Annotated in this window: 20 protein-coding genes; 7 read left to right on the plus strand and 13 right to left on the minus strand. The window is 70.5% G+C overall.

Going from position 1 to position 21,702, the window contains the following annotated elements; genetic code table 11:
• Window positions 1-2: 2 nt before the first annotated feature.
• The 8 genes from folP to dacB form a co-directional block, all read right to left on the minus strand.
• Window positions 3-941 (minus strand): dihydropteroate synthase, encoded by a 939-nt coding sequence (folP, locus tag ACFFIO_RS10660; RefSeq protein ID WP_378041675.1) that lies wholly within the window; start codon window positions 939-941, stop codon window positions 3-5.
• Window positions 942-1,026: 85 nt separating this feature from the next.
• A complete protein-coding gene (folE, locus tag ACFFIO_RS10665) occupies window positions 1,027-1,635 on the minus strand; it encodes a GTP cyclohydrolase I FolE (RefSeq protein ID WP_378041846.1) in 609 nt (202 codons plus the stop codon).
• Window positions 1,636-1,727: 92 nt separating this feature from the next.
• Window positions 1,728-3,893, minus strand: coding sequence for an ATP-dependent zinc metalloprotease FtsH (ftsH, locus tag ACFFIO_RS10670; RefSeq protein WP_378041676.1), 2,166 nt, complete (start codon window positions 3,891-3,893; stop codon window positions 1,728-1,730).
• A 206-nt stretch (window positions 3,894-4,099) separates the two neighbouring features.
• The gene (gene hpt, locus ACFFIO_RS10675; RefSeq protein ID WP_115932510.1) at window positions 4,100-4,651 is read right to left on the minus strand and encodes a hypoxanthine phosphoribosyltransferase; all 552 of its coding nucleotides are present in this window, start codon (window positions 4,649-4,651) and stop codon (window positions 4,100-4,102) included.
• Window positions 4,652-4,687: 36 nt separating this feature from the next.
• Window positions 4,688-5,920 (minus strand): tRNA lysidine(34) synthetase TilS, encoded by a 1,233-nt coding sequence (gene tilS / locus ACFFIO_RS10680; RefSeq protein ID WP_378041678.1) that lies wholly within the window; start codon window positions 5,918-5,920, stop codon window positions 4,688-4,690.
• Window positions 5,890-7,062: an Rv3626c family coenzyme F420 biosynthesis-associated protein gene (locus ACFFIO_RS10685; RefSeq protein ID WP_378041680.1), complete on the minus strand. Its 1,173-nt coding sequence runs from the start codon at window positions 7,060-7,062 to the stop codon at window positions 5,890-5,892. Before ACFFIO_RS10685 ends, tilS begins: the two co-directional genes overlap by 31 nt.
• Window positions 7,063-7,174: 112 nt before the next feature.
• Entirely contained in the window at window positions 7,175-7,660 is a 486-nt protein-coding gene (locus ACFFIO_RS10690) for a DNA-binding protein (protein WP_378041681.1), read from the minus strand.
• Window positions 7,661-7,739: 79 nt separating this feature from the next.
• Window positions 7,740-9,374: a D-alanyl-D-alanine carboxypeptidase/D-alanyl-D-alanine endopeptidase gene (dacB, locus tag ACFFIO_RS10695; RefSeq protein ID WP_378041683.1), complete on the minus strand. Its 1,635-nt coding sequence runs from the start codon at window positions 9,372-9,374 to the stop codon at window positions 7,740-7,742.
• A gap of 120 nt (window positions 9,375-9,494) precedes the next feature.
• Between dacB and ACFFIO_RS10700 the strand changes: the two genes are divergently transcribed.
• Both ACFFIO_RS10700 and ACFFIO_RS10705 read left to right on the plus strand, forming a co-directional pair.
• Window positions 9,495-10,076 (plus strand): inorganic diphosphatase, encoded by a 582-nt coding sequence (locus ACFFIO_RS10700; protein WP_378041685.1) that lies wholly within the window; start codon window positions 9,495-9,497, stop codon window positions 10,074-10,076.
• 139 nt (window positions 10,077-10,215) lie between these two features.
• Window positions 10,216-10,857: a hypothetical protein gene (locus tag ACFFIO_RS10705; protein WP_378041687.1), complete on the plus strand. Its 642-nt coding sequence runs from the start codon at window positions 10,216-10,218 to the stop codon at window positions 10,855-10,857.
• A gap of 3 nt (window positions 10,858-10,860) precedes the next feature.
• On the opposite strand, the gene ACFFIO_RS10710 is transcribed toward ACFFIO_RS10705, so the two are convergent.
• Both ACFFIO_RS10710 and serS read right to left on the minus strand, forming a co-directional pair.
• Window positions 10,861-11,688 carry an HAD family hydrolase gene (locus tag ACFFIO_RS10710; RefSeq protein WP_378041847.1) on the minus strand — a complete coding sequence of 276 codons (828 nt, stop codon included), beginning with the start codon at window positions 11,686-11,688 and terminating at the stop codon, window positions 10,861-10,863.
• 228 nt (window positions 11,689-11,916) lie between these two features.
• The gene (serS, locus tag ACFFIO_RS10715) at window positions 11,917-13,221 is read right to left on the minus strand and encodes a serine--tRNA ligase (RefSeq protein WP_378041688.1); all 1,305 of its coding nucleotides are present in this window, start codon (window positions 13,219-13,221) and stop codon (window positions 11,917-11,919) included.
• A gap of 136 nt (window positions 13,222-13,357) precedes the next feature.
• Between serS and ACFFIO_RS10720 the strand changes: the two genes are divergently transcribed.
• A complete protein-coding gene (locus ACFFIO_RS10720) occupies window positions 13,358-14,590 on the plus strand; it encodes a diacylglycerol/lipid kinase family protein (protein ID WP_378041690.1) in 1,233 nt (410 codons plus the stop codon).
• Between the two features lie 3 nt (window positions 14,591-14,593).
• Here the strand turns inward: ACFFIO_RS10720 and pheA are convergent, their stop codons facing one another.
• Together pheA and ACFFIO_RS10730 are read right to left on the minus strand one after the other, a co-directional pair.
• The gene (pheA, locus tag ACFFIO_RS10725) at window positions 14,594-15,559 is read right to left on the minus strand and encodes a prephenate dehydratase (RefSeq protein WP_378041692.1); all 966 of its coding nucleotides are present in this window, start codon (window positions 15,557-15,559) and stop codon (window positions 14,594-14,596) included.
• A 20-nt stretch (window positions 15,560-15,579) separates the two neighbouring features.
• Window positions 15,580-15,906: a rhodanese-like domain-containing protein gene (locus tag ACFFIO_RS10730; protein ID WP_366217669.1), complete on the minus strand. Its 327-nt coding sequence runs from the start codon at window positions 15,904-15,906 to the stop codon at window positions 15,580-15,582.
• A gap of 81 nt (window positions 15,907-15,987) precedes the next feature.
• Here ACFFIO_RS10730 and ACFFIO_RS10735 point away from each other — a divergent pair, with 81 nt between their 5' ends.
• Window positions 15,988-17,406 (plus strand): amidase, encoded by a 1,419-nt coding sequence (locus tag ACFFIO_RS10735; protein ID WP_378041693.1) that lies wholly within the window; start codon window positions 15,988-15,990, stop codon window positions 17,404-17,406.
• A gap of 6 nt (window positions 17,407-17,412) precedes the next feature.
• Here ACFFIO_RS10735 and ACFFIO_RS10740 read toward each other — a convergent pair whose 3' ends face one another.
• A complete protein-coding gene (locus ACFFIO_RS10740; protein WP_378041694.1) occupies window positions 17,413-18,066 on the minus strand; it encodes a DUF4190 domain-containing protein in 654 nt (217 codons plus the stop codon).
• A gap of 220 nt (window positions 18,067-18,286) precedes the next feature.
• Here ACFFIO_RS10740 and ACFFIO_RS10745 point away from each other — a divergent pair, with 220 nt between their 5' ends.
• The 3 genes from ACFFIO_RS10745 to pgm all read left to right on the plus strand — a co-directional run bounded on the left by ACFFIO_RS10745 (window position 18,287) and on the right by pgm (window position 21,683).
• Window positions 18,287-19,354 carry a M4 family metallopeptidase gene (locus ACFFIO_RS10745; protein WP_378041695.1) on the plus strand — a complete coding sequence of 356 codons (1,068 nt, stop codon included), beginning with the start codon at window positions 18,287-18,289 and terminating at the stop codon, window positions 19,352-19,354.
• Window positions 19,355-19,403: 49 nt separating this feature from the next.
• Window positions 19,404-19,820, plus strand: coding sequence for a hypothetical protein (locus ACFFIO_RS10750; protein ID WP_378041697.1), 417 nt, complete (start codon window positions 19,404-19,406; stop codon window positions 19,818-19,820).
• 108 nt (window positions 19,821-19,928) lie between these two features.
• Entirely contained in the window at window positions 19,929-21,683 is a 1,755-nt protein-coding gene (gene pgm / locus ACFFIO_RS10755) for a phosphoglucomutase (alpha-D-glucose-1,6-bisphosphate-dependent) (protein WP_378041699.1), read from the plus strand.
• Window positions 21,684-21,702: the final 19 nt, after the last annotated feature.

Raw genomic sequence — 21,702 nt, forward strand, 5'->3', positions numbered from 1 at the left:
GCTCAGGCCCCCGGACGGCGGGTGCTGGTGGCCTCCGGGTCCAGCCAGGCCCGGGCGGCCTTGACGGCGTGGAGGGAGGGCTCGACATCGTGGACCCGCACGCCCCACACCCGGTGCAGGGCGGACAGGGCGGACACGGCTGCGGTGGCGTGGTCGCGGTCCGCGGGCGCCGGTTCGGCGCCGGCCTCATTGGCCAGCAGGGTGCCGAGGAAGCGCTTGCGGGAGGCGGCCACGAGGACCGGGAATCCGAGGGACTGCAGGCGGTCCAGGCCCTTCAGCAGCTCCCAGTTCTGCGCGCCGGCCTTCGCGAAGCCCAGTCCCGGGTCCAGGATGAGCTGCTCGGGCTGCACGCCGGCCGCCAGGAACGCGTCCTTCAACTCGGTCAGTTCCCGCGCCACGTCCTCGACCACGTCCCCATAGTCAGCGAGGGAGTCCATGGTCTTGGCGTCCCCGCGGTTGTGCATGAGGATGTACGTCGCCCCCGTGCGGGCGATCAGCTCGGGCATCTCGGTTTCGTAGTTCAGCCCGGAGACGTCGTTGATGATGACGTCACCGATCTTGAGGGCGGCCTCGGCGGTGACGGTGTGCATGGTGTCCACGGACACCACGGCGCCGGCCTTCACCAAGGCCTCGACGACGGGCAGGACGCGGTTCTGCTCCGTGACCGGATCGATGGCCTCTGCCCCTGGACGGGTGGACTCCCCGCCCACGTCGATGATGTCCGCACCGGCGTAGTGCAGGCGCAGCCCCTGCTCGATGGCGGCGTCCGCGGCCAGGTATTCCCCGCCGTCCGAGAAGGAGTTGTGGGTGACGTTCACGACGCCCATGACCAGCGTGCGGTCCGTGGGCAGGTCGTGGAGGGTGCGGCGGCGAACCTTGCGGACCACTGAGAGGGGGCCTGTGTTGGGCCCGGTTCCGGTCTGTGCTGCCATCGAGTCCATCGGTGGTCCTTTCATCGCGGTGGCCGGCGGCACCGGTGGCGCGCGGCAGGTCAGAGATGCAGGCGGTGGCGCGGTGGCGCCGAGGTCAGCCGTGCAGGATCAGGCTCATCGCCTCGGAACGGGTGGAGGAGTCGCGGAGCTGTCCCCGGACCGCCGAGGTCACGGTCTTGGCGCCGGGCTTGCGGACCCCGCGCATGGACATGCACATGTGCTCGGCCTCGATCACCACGATGGCCCCACGGGGGCTCAGGTGGGTCATGAGGGCCTCCACGATCTGCGTGGTCAGCCGCTCCTGCACCTGGGGGCGCCGGGCGAAGACCTCCACCAGCCGGGCCAGCTTGCTCAGCCCGGTGACCAGCCCCTCCGGGGAGGGGATGTAGCCGATGTGGGCTGTGCCGTGGAAGGGCACCAGGTGGTGTTCGCACGTGGAGTAGAACGGGATGTCCTTCACCAGCACGAGTTCCTCATGCGCGATGTCGAAGGTGGTGCCCAGCATGTCGCCGGGATCCTGCTTCAGGCCGGCGAAGAACTCGTCGTACGCCTTGGCCACGCGCTTCGGGGTGTCCTGGAGACCCTCCCGGTCCGGATCCTCGCCGATCGCCTCGAGGATCTCACGCACGGCGGCCTCGATGCGGGGACGGTCCACACCGGCCGGGGCCAGCTCAGCCTCGTCGTCCACGTCCACGTCCCTCAGGGTGTTCTGTGTCTGCTCCACGATTCCGATCCTATCGGTGGGTGAACCGGTGGGGTGGCCGGGCCACCGGGCGGTGGCCGGTGGCGGACCGGTCAGGTCTGGTCGGCGCGCGGCAGGTCCGTGGGACCGGCGGGTCCCCCGGGCCGGCCGGTCCCGCCGTCGGGCTCCCCGGGCAACTGGCTGCCCGGGGTGGGATCCACCGTGGGGTTCAGCGAATCCGAGGAGGATTCGGGGTCCACGGGAGGCTCCTGCTCCGGATCGGAGTGACCGGCATGACCGTCGGAACCCCCGCGGCCGGCGTCGCGCCCCTGGCCGTTCGATCCGGCCTTCTCCGCCAGGGCCCGGCGCTCGGCCGGGGACAGGATGGGCGGCTGGTCGGAGACCGGCCGGTCCTCGCTGGAGAGCCACACCGTGCGAGGCTCGCGCTGGCGGATCTCGGAGAAGATCTCGGCGATCTGGGCCTGGTTGAGGGTCTCCTTGGCCAGCAGCTCGTAGGCGAGCCGGTCCAGGATCTCCCGGTTCTCGTTGATGATCCAGTACGCCTCGTCATGGGCCTGGTCCAAGAGCTGACGCACCTCGGCGTCCACCAGGCCGGCGACGCGCTCGGAGTACTCACGGCCGCTGCTCATGTCCCGGCCCATGAAGGGCTCGCCGCTGGCGGAACCGAGCTTCACGGCACCCACACGCTCACTCATGCCGTACTCGAGGACCATCTTGCGGGCCGTGTCCGTGGCCTTGGAGATGTCGTTGGAGGCTCCGGTAGACGGATCGTGGAAGATGATCTCCTCGGCCACGCGGCCGCCCATGGCGTAGGCGAGCTGGTCGAGGAGTTCGTTGCGGGTGACGGAGTACTTGTCCTCCTCCGGGACCACCATCGTGTAGCCGAGGGCGCGTCCGCGCGGCAGGATCGTGATCTTGGTGACGGGCGCCGAGTTGCGCAGTCCGGCCGCCACCAGCGCGTGGCCACCCTCGTGATAGGCGGTGACCTTGCGCTCGTGCTCTTTCATCAGTCGCGAGCGCTTCTGCGGCCCGGCCATGACCCGGTCGACGGCCTCGTCCAGGGCGCGATCGTCGATGAGCTGGGCGTTGGAGCGGGCGGTGAGCAGTGCGGCCTCATTGAGGACGTTGGCCAGGTCTGCACCGGTGAAGCCGGGGGTGCGCTTGGCCAACGAGCGCAGGTCCGTGCCGGGAGCCATGGGCTTTCCCTGGGCGTGCACGGAGAGGATCTGGTGGCGGCCCTCCATGTCCGGGGCCTCCACCGGGATCTGCCGGTCGAAGCGGCCCGGGCGCAGCAGCGCCGGGTCCAGGACATCGGGCCGGTTGGTGGCCGCGATGAGGATGACGTTGGTGGTGGCGTCGAAGCCGTCCATCTCCACCAGCAGCTGGTTCAGGGTCTGCTCACGTTCGTCATTGCCGCCGCCCACGCCGGCCCCGCGGTGACGGCCGACGGCGTCGATCTCGTCCACGAAGATGATGGCCGGGGAGTTGTTCTTGGCCTGCTCGAACAGGTCACGCACGCGGGAGGCACCGACGCCGACGAACATCTCGACGAAGTCGGAGCCCGAGATCGAGTAGAAGGGTACCCCTGCCTCACCTGCCACGGCCTTGGCGAGCAGGGTCTTGCCGGTGCCGGGAGGGCCGTACAGCAGCACGCCCTTGGGGATCTTGGCGCCGACGGCCTGGAACTTGACGGGCTCGGCGAGGAATTCCTTGATCTCGTGGAGTTCCTCCACGGCCTCCTCGGCGCCGGCCACATCCACGAAGGTCACCTGCGGCATGTCCTTGGAGATCAGCTTCGCCTTCGACTTGCCGAACTGCATGACCTTGCCGCCGCCGCCCTGCATGCGGGACATCAGGAACCAGAAGACCAGGCCGATGAGCAGGAAGGGGATGATGAAGCCCAGCATGGACAGCAGCCAGTTGTTCTGCACCGGCTCATCCGTGAAGCCGTCCAGGCCGGAGGCGTCAATGGCCTCGACCACGTTGTCCGCGCGGGCCGTCGAGTAGTAGAAGTAGACATCCGTGCCGAGGTCACGGCCATCCTGGGAGTAGGACTCACGCAGGGTCAGGTCGACACGCTGCTCACCGTCCAGGATCTTGGCCTGGGCGGCCTTGTCCTCCTCGAGCAGGACCAGGCCCACGTTGGTGTCCACCCGGGCGGAGGACCCCTGCGTCAGCGCGGGGATGATCAGCATCAGGAACACGGCGGCCAAAACGATCCAGATGATCGGGCCCTTGAAGACCTTCTTGGCTTTCAACAACTCTCCTGACCTTGACCTGCTCCGATGGGCACGGCGTGACCATCCGGTACGGCACTGTGCCCTTGGCCCGCTGCGGAACGGAACCACCGGCTCCGGGCACAGCCGTACCCGTCCACGGTACCGGGGGATAGTCTACGGCCGGGGTCTGGGAGTCCGCCGTTCGCGGGCGGTGGAATGGCTGCCGGCGCCCGCGGCGGACGGCGTCAGGAGTAGACGTGCGGGGCGAGGGTCCCGATGAAGTCCAGGTTGCGGTACTTCTCGTCGAAGTCCAGGCCGTAGCCGACCACGAACTCGTTGGGGATGTCCTGGCCGACGTACTTGACGTCGATCTCGACCTTCATGGCCTCCGGCTTGCGCAGGAAGGCGCAGATCTCGACCGAGGCGGGGCCACGGGACTCGAGGTTGGTCTTGAGCCAGGACAGGGTCAGGCCGGAGTCGATGATGTCCTCGACGATGAGCACGTGGCGGCCCATGAGGTCGGCGTCGAGGTCCTTGAGGATCCGCACCACGCCGGAGGACTGGGTCCCCGAACCGTAGGAGGAGACGGCCATGAAGTCGAGGGTGACGTGCGAGTGCAGTGCGCGGGAGAGGTCGGCCATGACCATCACCGCCCCCTTGAGCACCGCCACCAGGAGGACATCCTTGCCCTCGTAGTCGCGGTCGATCTGGGCTGCCAGATCCTTGATGGTGTCCTGGATCTGCTCTGTGGTCATGAGCACATGATCCAGGTCGCCGTGCACGTCCTGTGCTTCCATGCGGGCTGCTCCTGCTGCGGGGTTCTGTGGTTTGCGCTACCGGGAAGGCGCCGGGGGCTCTGGGGAGTCCGCAGGGGACTCCAGGACCTCTCCGGCGTCGAAGTCCAGTGTCGCATACCCGCCGGTACGATGACGGCGGGAGACCACGCCGCCCGGCAACTGGACCGGCCCGGCCGAGGTCCCCCCACCGGACCGGCCGGCGATCAGCCGGTCCACGGCCAGCACGCGTTCGCGACTGGGCCGCTCACCGCCCGCCGCGACGACAGCGGTGCCGATGACCCGGTACCGGATCGCGTCCGTCAATGCCGCCAGTTCCTCCAGCGGCAGGGAGACGTGCGGACTCCGGTCGGCCGTGATGTCGAGACGGTCCCCGACACCGGACGTGTACTCGCCGGACCTGTACCCCACGAGTCGGCTGTACTCACGGGAGGCCCACTGCTCGAGGGCATCGGCGTCCTCGGCCGCGATGTCCGCACTGCGCGCCAGGGCCGCGGACAGGCCGGGGCCCAGACCCTCCTCTGGATCCTCGAGCGCGGGCAGCACACGGGTGCGGAGCCGCGAGCGCAGATAGGCCGGGTCCGCGTTGGCCGGGTCCTGCCACCAGCTCACGCCGGCCCAGCGGCAGATGGCCTCCGTCTCCTGCCGCGCCAGGTCCAGCAGCGGACGCAGGATCAGCCCCCGACGGCGGGGGATCCCCGCAAGCGACCGCGTCCCGGATCCCCGGGCGAGGCCCAGCAGGACCTGTTCGGCCTGGTCATCGCGGGTGTGCGCCAGCAACACGGCGCCGGAGTCCAGGCGCTCGGCAGCGGCCTCGAGCGCCGCGTAGCGGACCCGGCGGGCCTCGGCCTCGGGCCCGGCGCCGGTGGCGGTGACCTGGACGCGCTCGATCACCACCGGATCGAGTCCCAGTCTCCGTGCGATGGCGGCGGCGCGGTCTGCCACGGCGGCGGAGTCCGCTTGGAGACCGTGATCCACGACGACGGCGCCCGCCCCACCGGCCAGCGCCGGGTTGGTCCGGGTGCGGACCGCCTCCGCGGTGGCCACAGCGAGCGCGAGGGAGTCCGCGCCGCCGGAGAGGCCGACCAGCGGCGTCCGGCGGCCCTGGGTGGCCGCCGCGACCGCCTGCACGGCGCGGTGGAGGACTTGCGGCCAGCGGGAGGCGGGCGGCCAGGTCTCCGGCCCGGCCGGCGTCGGGCAGGTGTCCTGGCCCGCTGAAGCCGGGCCGTCCGGTACCGGGCTCAGCCCGTCTCCCGGATGCGCTGGATCCACTGTTCCGGGTGCTGGATCTCCTGCTCGCCGGGCAGGTTCTCAGCCGCCTCCCACACCACGTTGAAGCCGTCCATGCCGAGTTCCCGGACCACGTGCTTCACGAAGCGCTGGCCCTCCCGGTACTGGCGCATCTTGGCGTCCATGCCCATGAAACGGCGGATCCAGCGGTCCAGGGAGGAGCGGGTGGCACCGCGGTGGTCGAAGCGCTGGCGGATGGTCTTGACGGTGGGGACCACCGAGGAGTCGATGGCGTCCATCACCACGTTGGCGTGTCCCTCCAGCAGGGACATCACGGCGTTGAGGTGGGCGAGCCGCTTCTTGTCCTCGGGGTCCTGGATCAGTTCGAGCAGACCCATGGAGGCGGGGTGCTCGTCCGTGCCCAGCTCGGCAGAGCCCTGGCCCCGTTCCACGGAGGCCGGGTCCGCCTCGGGTCCCTGCAGCAGGGCACGGACACGGGCGGAGAGGCGCTCAGACAGGGTGTCGGCCTTCTCGAACATGCCGGAGACCAGGGCCGTGATGTGGGACTGCAGGTGCTCGCGCAGCCACGGGGCGGCGGCGAACTGCACGCGGTGGGTCTGCTCATGCAGGCAGACCCAGAGCCGGAAGTCCTCCGGGTCCACGTTGAGCTCCACCCTGACCTCGGCGATGTTGGGTGCCACCAGCAGCAGGCGGCCGCCCTCGGGCCCGGCGGAGGTCCCGTCCGGCCCCGGCAGGGCACAGAACGGCTCGTACTGGCCGAGGACCTTTGAGGAGAGGAACGCCAGGAGGGCGCCAGCCTCCATGGCGGTGGCGACGGTGCCGAGTCCGCCGGTGGCGCGGGCATACTCGTCCGGGCGGATCGACTGGACGTGCTCGAAGGCCGGGCTCAGCAGGGTGGAGAAGGCCTGGGCATTGGCCTGCGTCCAGGTGGGGCGGTCCACCACGAGCACCTCGGAATCGCGCAGGTCCTTCGCGGCGTCCAGCCGGGTGATCCGGTGGACGTGGTCCACGGACAGCTCGGCGGCACGGCGCAGGCCGTTGGCCTCACGCTCTGCCTGGTGACGGGTGAACCGCGGCCCGGCGGCACACAGGCGGGCCGCGGTGGCGGCCGCCAGGTCCCAGTTCACCGGGGACGGGATGGTCTGACTGGAGACGGATTCCATGGCCCCATCCCATCACACGGCGGGCTTGGCGCGCAGCGCATCGCGACGGCGGCAGCGACGGCGGCAGCGGGGCGAGGGCGGAGGTGAAGGCGGGGGCGGCGCTGGGGGCTGCTCAGCCGCGCAGGGCGGCCGCCCGGTCCAGGACGTCGGCGAGGGCAGCGGCGCCGGTGGCACGGGCGGCCTGCGCCGTGGCGCGGAGCTGCTCCGCCGTGGCCAGCCCGCCCAGGGGGGCGGCGGGATCGGCATCCGGGAGGGCGCCGGCGCCGGGCGTCAGGAGGCGGGCCTGCCGGGCCCGCGAGGCGTGGGTGCTGAGCACCGGCTCCGACGCCTCCACCTCGGACAGCACCCGGGTCAGGTCCGCCTCGTCCTGGCGCTCCTCCAGCATGACCAGGCGTTCATAGACGGCCGGATTGCCGATCTTGATGCGCTGCGCGTTGATCAGCTGGGACAGCATGGGTGCGGAGAGCCCCAGCACGCGGGCCAAGGTCCGTTGGCTCAGCCCGAAGGCGGCCATGATGACGCCGAAGCGCTCGGACAGGGAGATCCCGTAGATGGCCTGCTGCTGGGCGAGACGCTGATCGGTGTCCGGCGAGGGCATGGGGTTCATCCTAGCCAGATTTCCACTTGCAAAGGTGCGATCTACCGGGGAGCGTTCGGCGGGTAGCCGCACACCGACCCTAGCGGCAGCCGCACCCGGCCAGCACGACGGCCCCGCGGTCCACGGCGAAACGGGCGTTGGTCAGCACGCCCGGCTGATTGTTGGCCACGAAGCTGAACAGCAGCGTCCGGCCGTCCTCGGTCTGGACCGTGCCGGACAGTGAGGCGACGGAGCTGAGCGTGCCCGTCTTCGCCTGTGCGTTGCCCGCGGCATCGGTCCCGACCATGCGCTGCTCCAGCGTGCCCTGCTCCCCGGCCACGGGCAGGCCGGTGACGGCCGCCTCCAGGTCCGGGGCCGTCGTCGCGACCTGCATTGCGGCTGTCAGCTGGGCGGCGGACACCAGGTTCTTGCCGGACAGGCCGGACGCATCCACCAGGGCCATCCCCGTGGTGTCCACCTCGAGTTCCGCCAGGGTCTCCTCGATGGTCTGCGCTGCGCCGGCGAAACTGGCCGGGCCGCCGGCGGCGAGCGCCAGGTTGCGCCCGGTCGCCTCGGCGACCTGATTGTCCGAGGTCTGGAGCATGTAGGCCATCTGCTCGGACAGCGGCGCGGACTGCACGCTCGCCAGCTCGGTGCCCGGTGAAGCCGGCGCCGGTGACACCGATTCTGCCGATGCCGACTCGGTCGATGTCGGCTCAGCCGCCGCCGATTCAACCGGAACCCGGCTCGTCTCCGCGGCGAGGGTGATGTCCAGGCCGAGGGTCTGCGTGTGCGCGGCCAGCTGGTCCCGGAACACCTCAGCGGCATACAGCGCCGGGTCGTGGAGGCGATCGGTGTCCCTGCTGGGCACGGCCCGGCCGCCGTAGGTGGCCATCGGCTGCACCGCCGAGGCGTTGCCGGAGGTCACGATGTCGCTGCTCCAGTCCGGCGAGGCCGTGGGGCCCTCGTAGCCCGAGTCGTCGAGTTGGACCGACACCGTGCCCGTGGTGCCCTCGGCCTGGAGCGCCTCGGCTGTCCGGAGGGCCAGCGTTCCGAGTCCGGCCCGGCCGTTCGCCTCGTCGGCGTTCGCCCCGGTCCCCAGCATCACGTCTCCCCCGGCCTCCAGCACGACGGCGGTGCCCTCCGGTCCCGCGGGCATGCCCACGGCCGTGGTGGTGTAGCGGTGGTCCGGTCCGAGGACCTCGAGGGCGGCCACCGCGGTCAGGACCTTGACGGCAGAGGCCGGCACCGCTGCGGTATCCGCCCCCTGGTCGTAGAGCAGTTCCCCGGTCAACCCGTCCCGGACCGCGGCGAAGACGGAGCCGTCCTGCACCGTCAGCGCCTCGTCCAGCAAGGGTTCCAGAATCTCCGGGTCCGGGCTCGGGACCAACAGCGGCGTCAGGTCCGGGAAGTCCAGGAACTCGGTCAGGGTGGCTGCGGCGGAGGCCGCCGCCAGCGGTTCGGCGGTGCTGGAAGGCTCCGCGGTAGTGGGAGACGGGGCGGCGCTGGAAGGTTGGCCGGGCTGGGAGGCGCCGGCCGGCGTCGAGCTGATGCTGGTGCTGGCGACCGCCCCGGACGCCGTCCCGGAGGTCGAGACCGGGATGACGGTGCAACCGGCCAGCAGTGTGGCCGCCGCAGCCCCCAGCGCTACTCGCGCCACTGCCGCCGCTCGCGCCGTCAAGGAGACCGGTCTGCCCGCGCGGGCAGGCCGGCGCGGGGCGGGGCGTTCGGTCACGGTGGGGCTTTCCTGGTGGGGCGCGGGATACCCTTGATTCTAGACGCCGCGCCTGGCAGCGCCATCCGGCGCGGTGACCACCGAAGCCCACCGAAGAAGCAGCGCCAAGGAGCACCGTCCATGAGCCATGACGTCACCATCGAGATCCCGGCCGGATCCCGCGTCAAGTACGAGTTCGACCACGAGTCCGGGCGCCTGCGCCTGGACCGCATCCTCTTCACCTCGATGCAGTATCCCACCCATTACGGGTACTTCGAGGACACCCTGGGCGAGGACGGCGACCCGTTGGACGCCTTGGTGTTCCTGCCCGGCTTCGACCTGGTCCCCGGCGTGATCGTGGAGGCCCGCCCCATCGGCGTGTTCAACATGACGGACGACGGCGGCGGCGACGCCAAGCTGCTCTGCGTCCCGGAGGACAAGCGCTTCGACCACATCCAGGACCTCGAGGACATCGACGAGTGGCTGAAGAAGGAGATCGAGCACTTCTTCACCCGCTACAAGGACCTGGAGCCCGGCAAGTGGGTCAAGGCCGATGGCTGGCAGGGCCGCGAGGCCGCCGAGGCTGAACTCGCCGCCTCGGTCGAGCGCTTCGCCGCCCATGGCGAGGAGACCCCGGAGGACGAGCCGCAGGGCCGCGACGTCGAGACAGCGGAAGAGGATCCCGTCGTCTCGGCGGACGCCCCTCAGGGCCGCGAGTCCTGACCACCTCACTGTCCTGACCCACGTCGATGGGCCATCCCCATCGGTGGGGGTGGCCCTCGATGTGGTTAACGGGCTCGACGTGGTCAAGACGGATGTGGCGTTGCCGGCCGCGGCGCAGGTTGCTGGCAGAATCGTGGCCATGCCTCACTACGTCCTGACGATCAACCAGCGTGATTCGCGGGAGGTCGGGGACATGGTCGGCGACCTGTTGCGATCGCTGCGGCCCGTGGGCACGGTGGTGCCCTTCCAGCGCTCCTTCGGCGATGAGGCCATCGGCATCGTGCCGGACGCCCGGTCTGCCGTCGATGCGGCGATGCGGGCCCTGCGCCAGCGGCGCTGGAACGTGGGCATCGGCGTCGGCTCGGTGGGGCCGGCCGACCCGGAACGCGGCGGTTCCCTGCCGGACACCCAGGTGATCCACGACGTCGGCGGGCCGGGCCTGGTCTACGCGCGGCGGGCGGTGGAGGAGGCGGCCAGGACCGGGGTCCGCGTTCCGGTGGCCGTGGACGGCCCCGATGCGGACGTGGCCGAGGAGGCCCAGGCCGTGCTGCGGCTCATCGGGCAGTTGGTGCTGACCCGTACGGACGCGGAGTGGGCGGTACTCGACCTGCTGGTTCCGGGGGTCCGGGGGCAGCAGAAGCCCGTGGCCGCCGAGCTCGGGATCACGGTGCAGGCCGTCTCCAAGGCGGTGCAGCGCTCCTTCTGGAACGAGGAACACGCCTGCCGCCCGGCGGCCGAACGACTGCTCTCACTGGTGGACGCGGTCGAACTCCCCCGCTGAGGGTCAGCCCAGCAGCGAGCGCAGGACGGCGGCGGCGCCGTTCTCGTTGACGTGTCCGGTGACCTCATCGGCGACCTTGACGACCTCCGGCGGCGCCTGGCCCATGGCCACGCCGCGGCCGGCCCACGCCAGCATCTCGATGTCGTTGCGGCCGTCACCGACGGCCACCGTGTCGTCGATGTGCACGCCCAGATGGTCGCGCAGGGCCTCCAGTCCGGACGCCTTCGTGACGCCGGCGGCGGCGATGTCCAGCCATGCGGACCAGCCCACGGAGTACGTGACACCCTGCAGGCCGATCGACTCGACGGCCTCGCCGAACTCCTCGGCCGAGGAATCGGTGGAGAACACGACGAGGCGCACCGCGGTGGCCTCCATCAACTCCTCGAAGGTCACGCCCTCGGCCTGGACACCGAAGCTCATGTCCTGGAAGCGCTCGGTGGACAGGAAGCGTCCACGGTCGTCCTCAATGGCGTACTTCGCGCTCGGAAGGCGGTGGCGCAGGGAGCGGAGGGCCGGTGCCGGGTCGAAGGTCCTGCGGTCGATGACCTCATAACCGTCCTCGAGGGCGGTGGACAGTTTCAGGGTGACGCCGCCGTTGCTGCAGACGCTGTGCCCCTGTTCCAGGCCGATGGACTGGATGATCGGCAGGGTCGCCGCGAGCGAGCGGCCGGTGGCAATGAGGACGTGGTGGCCGGCCTCGACGACGGCACGCGCGGCATCCCGCACCTCGTCGTCCATGTGGCCGTCATGGTCCACGAGCGTGCCGTCCACGTCCAGGCACACCATCTTGCGGGTGCCATTGCCATTCGGTTGATGCCCTGACGAGGTCATGTCCGAGGTGGGACGGTAGGTGGTCTGGAGGGAACCGGTGATCGGGTTCCGTTCTTCGTGCCGGTCTTCGGTGCCGGCGTTCCTTGAATTGAGCATGCCTCTAGTCAAGCAGACCGCGCGGACACGCAGTAGTCCGTTCCCTGCCGGCGGATGACGGGACGGTGAACACTCACAGGTTGTCCCCAGTGTGGACATCTGCCCTGAGTGTGGACATCCACCCACGGAGGCCTACTTCGAGAGGACCGGCAGGACCTCGAGGCCACCCAGGTAGGGCTGCAGGGCCGCCGGAACATTGACGGAGCCGTCCGGGTTCTGGTGGTTCTCCAGGATGGCCACGAGCCACCGGGTGGTGGCCAGGGTGCCGTTGAGGGTGGCGACCATGCGCGTGCCGCCCTTGGAGCCGCTCTTGCTGCCTTCCTCGGCGGCCACGCGCTCACGGATGTTCAGGCGGCGGGCCTGGAACGTGGTGCAGTTCGAGGTGGAGGTCAGCTCCCGGTAGGTCTCCTGGGTGGGGACCCAGGCCTCGCAGTCGAACTTGCGGGCGGCACTCATGCCGAGATCGCCGGCGGCCGTGTCGATCACGCGGTAGGGCAGCTCGACCATGGCGAGCATCTGCTCCTCCCAGTCCAGCAGCCGGGCGTGTTCCTCGGCGGCGTTCTCCGGCGAGGTGTAGATGAACATCTCCAGCTTGTTGAACTGGTGCACACGGATGATGCCGCGGGTGTCCTTGCCTGCCGAACCGGCCTCGCGGCGGTAACAGGTGGACCAGCCGGCGTAGCGGATCGGCTCTTCCCCCAGATCGAGGATCTCGTCCGCGTGATAGCCGGCCAGGGCCACCTCGGAGGTGCCGACCAGGTACAGGTCGTCCCGCTCGAGCTTGTAGATCTCGTCGTCGTGTTCCACGTCGAAGCCCGTGCCCTGCATGGTCTCGGGACGCACCAGGGTGGGGGTCATCATGGGGATGAAGCCGTTCTTCAGGGCCAGGTCCAGCCCCATCTGCATCAGCGCCAGCTCCAGGCGGGCACCGACTCCCTTGAGGAAGTAGAACCGGGAGCCGGAGACCTTGGCGCCGCGCTCCATGTCGATCGCGCCGATCAGCTCGCCGATCTCCAGGTGGTCCCGCGCGGTGAAGCCGTCGGCGGAGAAGTCCCGGATGGTGCCCACGGTCTTGATGGTGCTGAAGTCGTCCTCGCCGCCGGCGGGCACGCCATCCTCGATGAGGTTCGGGAACCGGCGCTGCAGGCCGTCGAGCCGGCTCTTCGCCTCGTCCGAGGCAGCCTCGGCCGCCTTGACGTTGGCGGAGAGCTCCTTGACCTCGGCCAGCAGCTGCTGCTTCTCCTCACCCTTGACCGCGGCGACCCGCTTGCCGAAGGCCTTCTGCTCGGCGCGGAGCTCCTCGAACGCCGTGATCGATGATCGGCGCTCCGCATCGGCGGACACGATCTGCTCGACGAGTGACTCGTCGGCGCCGCGGGCGCGCTGGGAGGCCACATAGAGGTCCGGGTTTTCGATGAGGTGCTTGACGTCGATCACGGGGACAAGCCTAGTCGGCCCACCCGCCACCACCGTGAGCCGTCACTTGATGTCGCGGTTGCGCAGCCAAGCGCGAGATCATCTGACCACCCACGCCGACGCGGGAGCCGGGGCGCGCCCCCGTAGACTGCTGCTCATGCCCGTTGAACTGGTCCTGGTCATCATCGCCCTTGTCCTCGTGGTGGCCGCGCTGGCCTTCGCCACGGGACTCTGGACCGGGCAGCGGCGCCTGCGCAGTCGCATGGACCGCCTCGACGGCCAGGTCACCTCACTGCACGGCAACGTCCAGACCCTGCCGGGTCGGATGGACGACCTCAACGGCAGGGTCCAGGTCCTGGACGGACAGGTCAGCGAGATCGCTGACGCACCTCTGGTGGCCCGCGCCATGGACCACCCCCAGCGCATCGCCCTGGTACTCAACCCCTCCAAGAACGGCGCGGACCACATCCGTGCGAAGGCCACCGCCGCCGTCGCCGAGGCCGGACTGCCCGAGCTGAAGGTCTACGAGACCACCGTGGAGGACCCGGGCCAGCAGATGGCGCGCGATGCCATCCGGGACGGTGCCGACGTCGTGATCGCCGCCGGCGGCGACGGCACGGTGCGGTTCGTGGCCGAGGAACTGGCCGGGACCGACGTCGCGCTGGCGCTGGTGCCGATGGGCACCGGCAACCTGCTGGCGCGGAACCTCAAGCTGCCGCTGGACGACCACCAGGCCTGCATCAACACGGCCATCCACGGGTCCACGCGGGAGATCGACTCGGTCACCATCAAGCTCGAGGGCACCGACGGCGAGGTCAAGAAGAACACCTTCCTGGTCATCGCCGGCGCGGGCATCGACGCGGAGGTCATGGGCGACACCCGTGATGACCTCAAGGCCAAGGCCGGCTGGCTGGCCTACGGCGAGGCCGGCATGCGCCACCTGGCCGGCAAGCGCAAGGAGATCTCCATCTCGCTCGACGGCGGCGCCCCCCAGCGGCGCAAGGTGCGGTCCGTGATGGTCGCCAACTGCGGCGAGCTCACCGCGGGCATGGACTTCATCCCGGACGCCCGGTTCGACGACGGCCTGCTGGACGTGGTCATGCTCTCTCCGCGCCACGTGGGCGACTGGGTCCGTATCGCCGCCAAGACGCTGACCAAGTCCACCACCGAGATCCCCGTGATGGAGACCCACCAGGCCACCCGGTGCCGCGTGGTGCTACACGAGCCGATGACCGCCCAGCTCGACGGCGACGCGATCATGGAGGTCAAGGTCATCGACGCGCGGGTCAAGCCGGATTCCCTCCGGGTGCAGATGCCGGCCACGGACGTGCCGGACTCGGCCGCCGCCCCCCTCATGCAGCCGGAGGCGGTTCCGGCGGCAGAGGACTGAGCCCTACCGCTCCATGATCGCCGCGACCCACTCCTGCCCGGCACGGTAGGCCGCATCCCGGGTATGCGCCGGGATCGAGTACTTCAGCTTGTCGGCACGGGGATAGGACCCCAGGAACCGGATGCCCGGGATCATCCGGTACAGGGCGGCGAGCGCGGCCTTCACCCGCTCCTCGGCCACGTGGCCCTCGAAGTCGATCGAGAAGAAGTAGCTGCCCAACCCAGCCCCGGTGGGACGGGACTCGATCCGCGAGAGGTTGATCCCGCGCGTCGAGAACTGGTCCAGGATGTCCATCAGCGCGCCGGGGTGATCCTCCGGCAGGGGTACGACGACGGTCGTCTTGTCCGAGCCCGTCGGCGCCGGCACGGTGCCCGGGCGGGAGACGAGGACGAACCGGGTCACGGCGCCGGCGGTGTCCTCGATGGCCGAGGCCAGCACGGGCAGGCCGGTCTGCTCCGCCACGAGCGGCGCGCAGACGGCGGCATCGTAGGTCGTGGAGTCGTCCAGCAGGCCCCGGGCCGCGCCGGCGGTCGAGTTGCCGGGGACGAACTCCGCCTGGGGGATGTGGGCCGCGGCCCAATTGCGCACCTGCGCCCAGCCGTGGGTGTGGGTGGAGACCGTCTGGATCTCGCCCAGCTCCAGCTGGCGCCGACCGACCAGCACGAAGCTGATCGGCACGAGGATCTCGCGCCGGATCTGCAGGTTCTCGTCCGCGGCGATGTCGTCCAGGGTGGCGGTGACGCCGCCCTCCACGGAGTTCTCGATCGGCACCACGGCATAGTCGGCGGTGCCGTTGCGGACCTCCGCGAGCGCCGTGATCACCGAGCCGACCGGGTCGCACTGGGCCTCCTCGGTCCCCGGGACCTGGCGCAGGGCGGCCTCGGTGAACGTGCCCTCGGGGCCGAGGTAGACGTACCGGGCGCGGCCGGTGCCCGCCGCGCCCGTGGTGGCCGATCCGGCGTCGTGCATGGGATCGGAAACCACAGCCTTCACTTGACGGTCGGTTCGGCGCCGCCGTCCGCCTCCATGGGCCGTTCGGACTCGAACCAGGCACCGGATCCGCCGGCGATGTTGATGGCGGAGTAGCCGTGGTCCACCATGAATCCGGCCGCGCGCATGGAGCGGCCGCCGGTCCGGCAGATCACGTAGTAGTCGGTGTCCGGGTCTAACTCCTCGAGCCGCTCGGGCAGCTCACCGAGGGGGATGTGCAGGGCGCCGGCAGCGCGGCCCAGGACCCATTCGTCATCCTCCCGGACATCGAGGATGGTGGCGTTCTCGGGGACGTCGCCGACGGGGACGGTTTCGAACATGCTCATGGTTCCCAGCCTATAGAGCGAGGCCGACGGCCGGAACCATGCGTCTCGGCGTCCCCGGTGAACGCTCGTTACAGTGGGGGGATGAATCACCGGGATACCCCTGCCGACGTGGCCGACCCGACCGGCCCCGGCCTGGATGGCCTCACCGCTCTGCAACTGCGCGACGCCCTCGCCGCGGGACAGGTCTCCGCCGTGGACGCCACCCGCCATTTCCTGGCCGTGGCCGAGCGGCGCAACCCCGAGCTGGGGGCGTTCATCACCCTTGCCCCGGAGGCAGCCCTCCAGCGGGCCGAGGATCTGGACCGGCGCTTCGCCGACGCCGGCGCCATCGGTTCCCTGCATGGGATGCCGTTGGCGTTCAAGGACCTGGTGGACGTGGCCGGGATGCGCACCACGTTCGGCTCCCGCGTGACGGCGCAGGCCCCCGCAGCCACAGAGGACGACCCGCTGGCGGCCGCCCTGCACGCCGCCGGGGCCCTCTCCACCGGCAAGACCACCGTTCCGGAGTTCGGCCTGCCCTGCCACTCGGAGAACCTCATCTCCGCCCCCGCGCGCAATCCGCTCGACCCCGAACGCACCGCGGGCGGCTCCACGGGCGGCGGCGCCGCGGCCGTGGCGGCCGGCATGCTGCCGTTCGCCCCCGGGAGCGACGGCGGCGGGTCCGTCCGCATCCCGGCGGCGGCCTGCGGACTGGTGGGCCTGAAACCGGGACGGGGGACCGTTCCCACCGACCAGCAGGACGACTCGGTGCGCAACCTCACGGTCTCGGGGCCCCTGGCGCGCAACGCCGCGGACGCCGCACTGTTGTACGACGCCATGCTGGGTGGCCCCGGCGGCGAGGGTCGAAGCCTGCCGCGGGCCCTCGAGGCCGCGCCGGGACAACTGCGCATCGGGTACTCCACCGCCTCCCCCTTCTCCCCGGACCTGGACATCACGCTGGCCCGGCCGGCCGTGGACGCCCTCACCGCCGCCGCCGCGGCGCTGGGCCGGGACGGGCACGAGGTGGTGGAGGCCGACCTCTCCTACGCGCCCGGGTACCACCTGGACTTCCGCACCGTCTGGACGTCGGCCCTGACCAGGGTCCCCCTGCCGGAGGGGGCAGAGCCGCTCCTCGGGCCGCTGTCCGCCCACTTCCTGGAGTTGGCCCGCGGCTACTCCGAGGACCATCTCGCCACCTCGGTGGGACGCCTGACCGACTGGGCCGGCGATGCCCGCCGTCAGCTGGCCGCGCACGATGTGGTGCTGACGCCGGTCCTGGCCTTCGCCCCGCCGGCCATCGGCACGTTCACCGCCCTGCCCCCGGCCGAGGACTACGAGCTGCAGTGCCGGTTCACGCCGTACACGTCCATGGTCAACGTCATGGGGCTGCCGGCCATCTCCGTCCCCGTGCTACGGGACGCGGACGGGTTCAGCTGGTCCGTCCAGGCCATCGGCCGGCCCGGGACAGAAGGCCCCCTGTTGGCCCTCGCCGCCCGGATGGAGCAGTTGCTGGCCGGTTAGACCCGGTCAGACGAAGAGCAGCGCCATGAATCCGAGGACGCCGAGGAGCGTGAGCCCGGTCATCAGGTAGCCCATGACCAGCCCGGCGATCGCGAAACCCCGGCTCTGACGGTCCCGGTTCAGGCTGATGTGACCGAGGATGACCGCCAGGATCTGGGGCACGAAGAGGAACCCGCCGGTCACCACACCGACGATGCCCAGCACCATGGATGCCACGGCCAGGCCGGTGGGCTGGGCCGAGTGGCCGGCCACGGGGAACGGGCTGCCCGCCTGGCGACCGGACGCGTCCCACGGTCCGGTGTGGCCCGGGCGTGGTCCGTAGGGATTGCCGGCCCCGCCCTGGCCGTAGGGTCCGCTCTGCCCGGAGGGTCCGTTCTGCCCGGACGGAGTGCCCTGGCCTGACGGATTGGCGATGACGGGATACTCGCCCTGGATCGGGTACTGGCCCTGACCGTTGCCGTAGGGACCGGCCAGCGGCTGGTCGGCATAGGGGTTGCGCGCGGCGGCCTGCTGTCCGGGCGACTGCTGCGGAGCGGCGGGCGTGGCCGGCGCGGAGGGATCCGAGTACCAGGAGGGGTGATGCGGGTCGTTGAACGGCCGGTCGCCGCCCGACGACTCGGACGACTGGCCACCGTGCTGACGTGGGTCCCGATCGGACATGGCTCCCCTTGACTCTTCGGCTGCTGCGGGCCGGACCGGAAACTGGACCAGCCAGCCGCCGGCAGGCGGAATGATGAGCCCCAGTCTACGGAACGGATCAGACACCGTCCCGGTCGCGGCAGATCCCTATCGTGTCCGCGCCCGCATGCAGGATGATCGAAACCGCAGGGCCGGACCGTCCGACGCTGGCGGCAACGGGAGGGATCTGATGACGATGTTCATGGCAACCACGCCTCGCGAGACGGCCACGGCACCGGTGTATCAACGCCACTGCGCCGTGCCCCCGTATCTGCTGGACCACCTGTCCCGGCACCGGCCGCCGGCCGCCATCGCGAGGACCCTGGAACTGGATGAACAGGTCCGCGAGCGGCGCCACCGTGGGGCGGCGCTGCCGGAGCGCGCCCTGGTGGCCCCGGCAGGCACCCTGGACCGCACGATCTCGGATGCGGAGAACACCGAGGAGCTCCCCGGCAGGACCGTGCGGACGGAGGGACAGCCACCGGTGGAGGACGTGTCCGTCAACGGGGCCTATGACGGGATCGGCTCCGTGCACGCGTTCCTCGAGGAGGTCTACCGGCAGTCCTCTCTGGACGGGACCGGGCTGGGACTGCTCGCGACCGTCCACTACGGCCAGCGCTATGACAACGCGTTCTGGGACGGGACGCAGATGGTGTTCGGGGACGGCGACGGTGAGATCTTCACGGGCTTCACTCCCTCGGTGTCCGTGATCGCCCACGAGCTCGCGCACGGGCTGATGCAGTATTCCTCGGACCTGCTCTATGAAGGCCAGTCCGGTGCCCTCAACGAGTCCTTCTCCGACGTGCTCGGCGCCCTGGTGGACCAGTACGCGCAGGGTCAGACGGCCGAGCAGGCCAGCTGGCTGATCGGTTCGGAGATCTTCGGCGAGGGCGTCCAGGCTGACGGGCTGCGGTCCATGGCCGCGCCGGGGACCGCCTATGACGACCCGCGGCTGGGGCGGGATCCGCAACCGGCGCACATGGACGACTACGTGGAGACCCAGGCGGACTACGGCGGGGTGCACCTGAATTCCGGCATCCCCAACAAGGCCTTCCACCTCGCGGCGATGGCCCTCGGCGGACACTCCTGGGAGCGGGCAGGGCAGGTCTGGTTCGACGTCGTCACGGGCGAGACACTGCCGCGTGATGCCGACTTCGCCGGTTTCGCGGAGGCCACCGTGCTGGCGGCCGGAGAACGATTCGACGAGGCCGTGGCCACGGCGATCCGGGACGCCTGGGAGCAGGTCGGGGTCCTGGCCGCCCGATCCTGATCTGACCCGGAACAACCGGCACCCGGCACCCCCTGCGTAGGCTTGCACCATGGATGGCACTGCTGACCGCCCCCCGGGTCCACTGGGGGCTCGTGGAGAACCTGGTGCACCTGGAGCACCTCAGCAAGGCTCGGGCACCGCACGGTTCGAGGTCACGGTGGAGCGCTCCGGCGGGATCGCCGGGATGGTGCGCCGATGGTCCGCCCCGGTTCCCGACGACGGCGGCCCGGCCGCGCGTGCGGCGCACCGGATCGCGGAGCTGAGCACAGCAGTGCCGGGAACCGAGGGGCAGGGGACAGAGGGGCCGGGCAAAGAGAGGCCGGAGCCTGGGGGGCCGGGTCGGCTGCGGGACGGCTTCATCTGGGCCGTGACCTGTGGGGAAGGCTCCCTGCAGTGCGACGAGGAGGGCCGGCGTCGTGATCCGGAGGTGGATGCCCTCATCTCCGTGGTGACCACGCCAGAGTAGTCCGGAACCCCAGTAGTCCGGCATGGACAGGAATACTGAGAAGAACCGAGTGGCGTCACGGTAGGCACCTCTCTACCCGCCCCGGGCCGGGCGTGCCACAGTGGTGGCATGAGCTCTGAGAACGCCTCACCCGATGCCGCCGCCACCCAGGCGAAGCCCGCCGCCGAACGAGCCGGGACACGCGCTCTCGCGCAGGATCTGGTGGACGTGCCGGCGTTGCTCGCCGCCTATGCAGAGCTGCATCCCGATCCCGCCAACCCGGCCCAGCAGGTCTCCTTCGGGACCTCAGGCCACCGCGGCTCCTCGCTCAAGGCCTCCTTCAACGAGGACCACATCGCCGCCATCACCCAGGCGATCATCGAGTACCGTGCCGCCCAGGGCGTGACCGGCCCCCTGCTGATGGGCCGGGACACCCATGCCCTCTCGGGCCCCGCACAGGACACCGCGCTCGAGGTGCTCATGGGCAACGGCGTGCACACCCTGATCGACTCCCGGGAAGGGTTCACCCCCACCCCCGCCGTCTCCCACGCCATCCTGGCGCTGAATGCGGAAGTGCCAGCCGGCGGCGGGCCTTCTCAGGCCGGACAGACGGGGCAGGCCGACGGCATCGTCATCACTCCGTCCCACAATCCGCCCACCGACGGCGGCATCAAGTACAACCCTCCGCAGGGCGGCCCCGCGGACACGGACGCCACGAACTGGATCGCCGACCGCGCCAACGCCCTGCTCGCCGGCGGCCTCGCGGACGTCCAGCGCATCCCGCTGACCGAGGCCCGTCAGCACGAGGCCCTCGGGACCTACGACTTCCTGGATCGCTACGTCTCCGACCTGCCCAAGGTCATCGATCTGGATGCCATCCGCCAGGCCAGGGTACGCATCGGAGCGGACCCCATGGGCGGCGCTTCCGTGGGGTACTGGGGAGAGATCGGAGTCCGGCACGGCCTGGACCTGACCGTGGTGAACCCGGAGGTCGACCCGCAGTGGGGGTTCATGACCCTGGACTGGGACGGGAAGATCCGCATGGACTGCTCCTCCCCCAACGCGATGGCCTCGCTGATCGAGCGGATGCGGGCGGAGGGCACCGGGGAGAACGAGTCGGCCGGGGATGCTCCCTTCGACATCGCCACCGGCAACGACGCCGACGCCGACCGCCATGGGATCGTCACCCCGGACGGCGGGCTGATGAATCCGAACCACTTCCTGTCCGTCGCCATTGATTACCTCTACCGGCACCGGCACGGCTGGCCGGCGGGGGCCGGCGTCGGGAAGACCCTGGTCTCCTCCTCGATGATCGACCGGGTGGCCGCCGGGCTGCGACGGCCCCTCGTGGAGGTCCCGGTCGGCTTCAAGTGGTTCGTGCCCGGGCTGCTGGACGGCACCGGCGTGTTCGGCGGCGAGGAGTCCGCCGGCGCCTCCTTCGTGCGCTTCGACGGCAGCGCCTGGTCCACGGACAAGGACGGACTGCTGCTGTGCCTGCTCGCGGCGGAGATCCGTGCGGTGACGGGCAAGACGCCCACCGAGTACTACGCGGAGCTGGTGGAGCAGTACGGCGATCCCGTGTACGCCCGCATCGACGCCCCGGCCACCGCCGAGCAGAAGGCGAAGCTGAAGAAGATGTCCCCGTCCGACGTCACCGCGGACATCCTGGCCGGCGAGCCGATCACCGCCAAGATGACCGAGGCCCCCGGCAATGGCGCGGCGATCGGCGGCCTCAAGGTCACCACCGAGAACGCCTGGTTCGCGGCCCGGCCCTCCGGCACCGAGGACGTGTACAAGATCTACGCCGAGTCGTTCATCTCCTCCGAACACCTGGCCCAGGTGCAGGCGGAGGCCAAGGCGATCGTGGACGCCGTCATCGCCTGACCCCGGGCTTTCAGTCGAC

Origin of the sequence: Citricoccus parietis, from assembly GCF_042433045.1 — a bacterium.
In the GTDB taxonomy this organism is placed as follows: Bacteria; Actinomycetota; Actinomycetes; order Actinomycetales; family Micrococcaceae; genus Citricoccus; species Citricoccus parietis.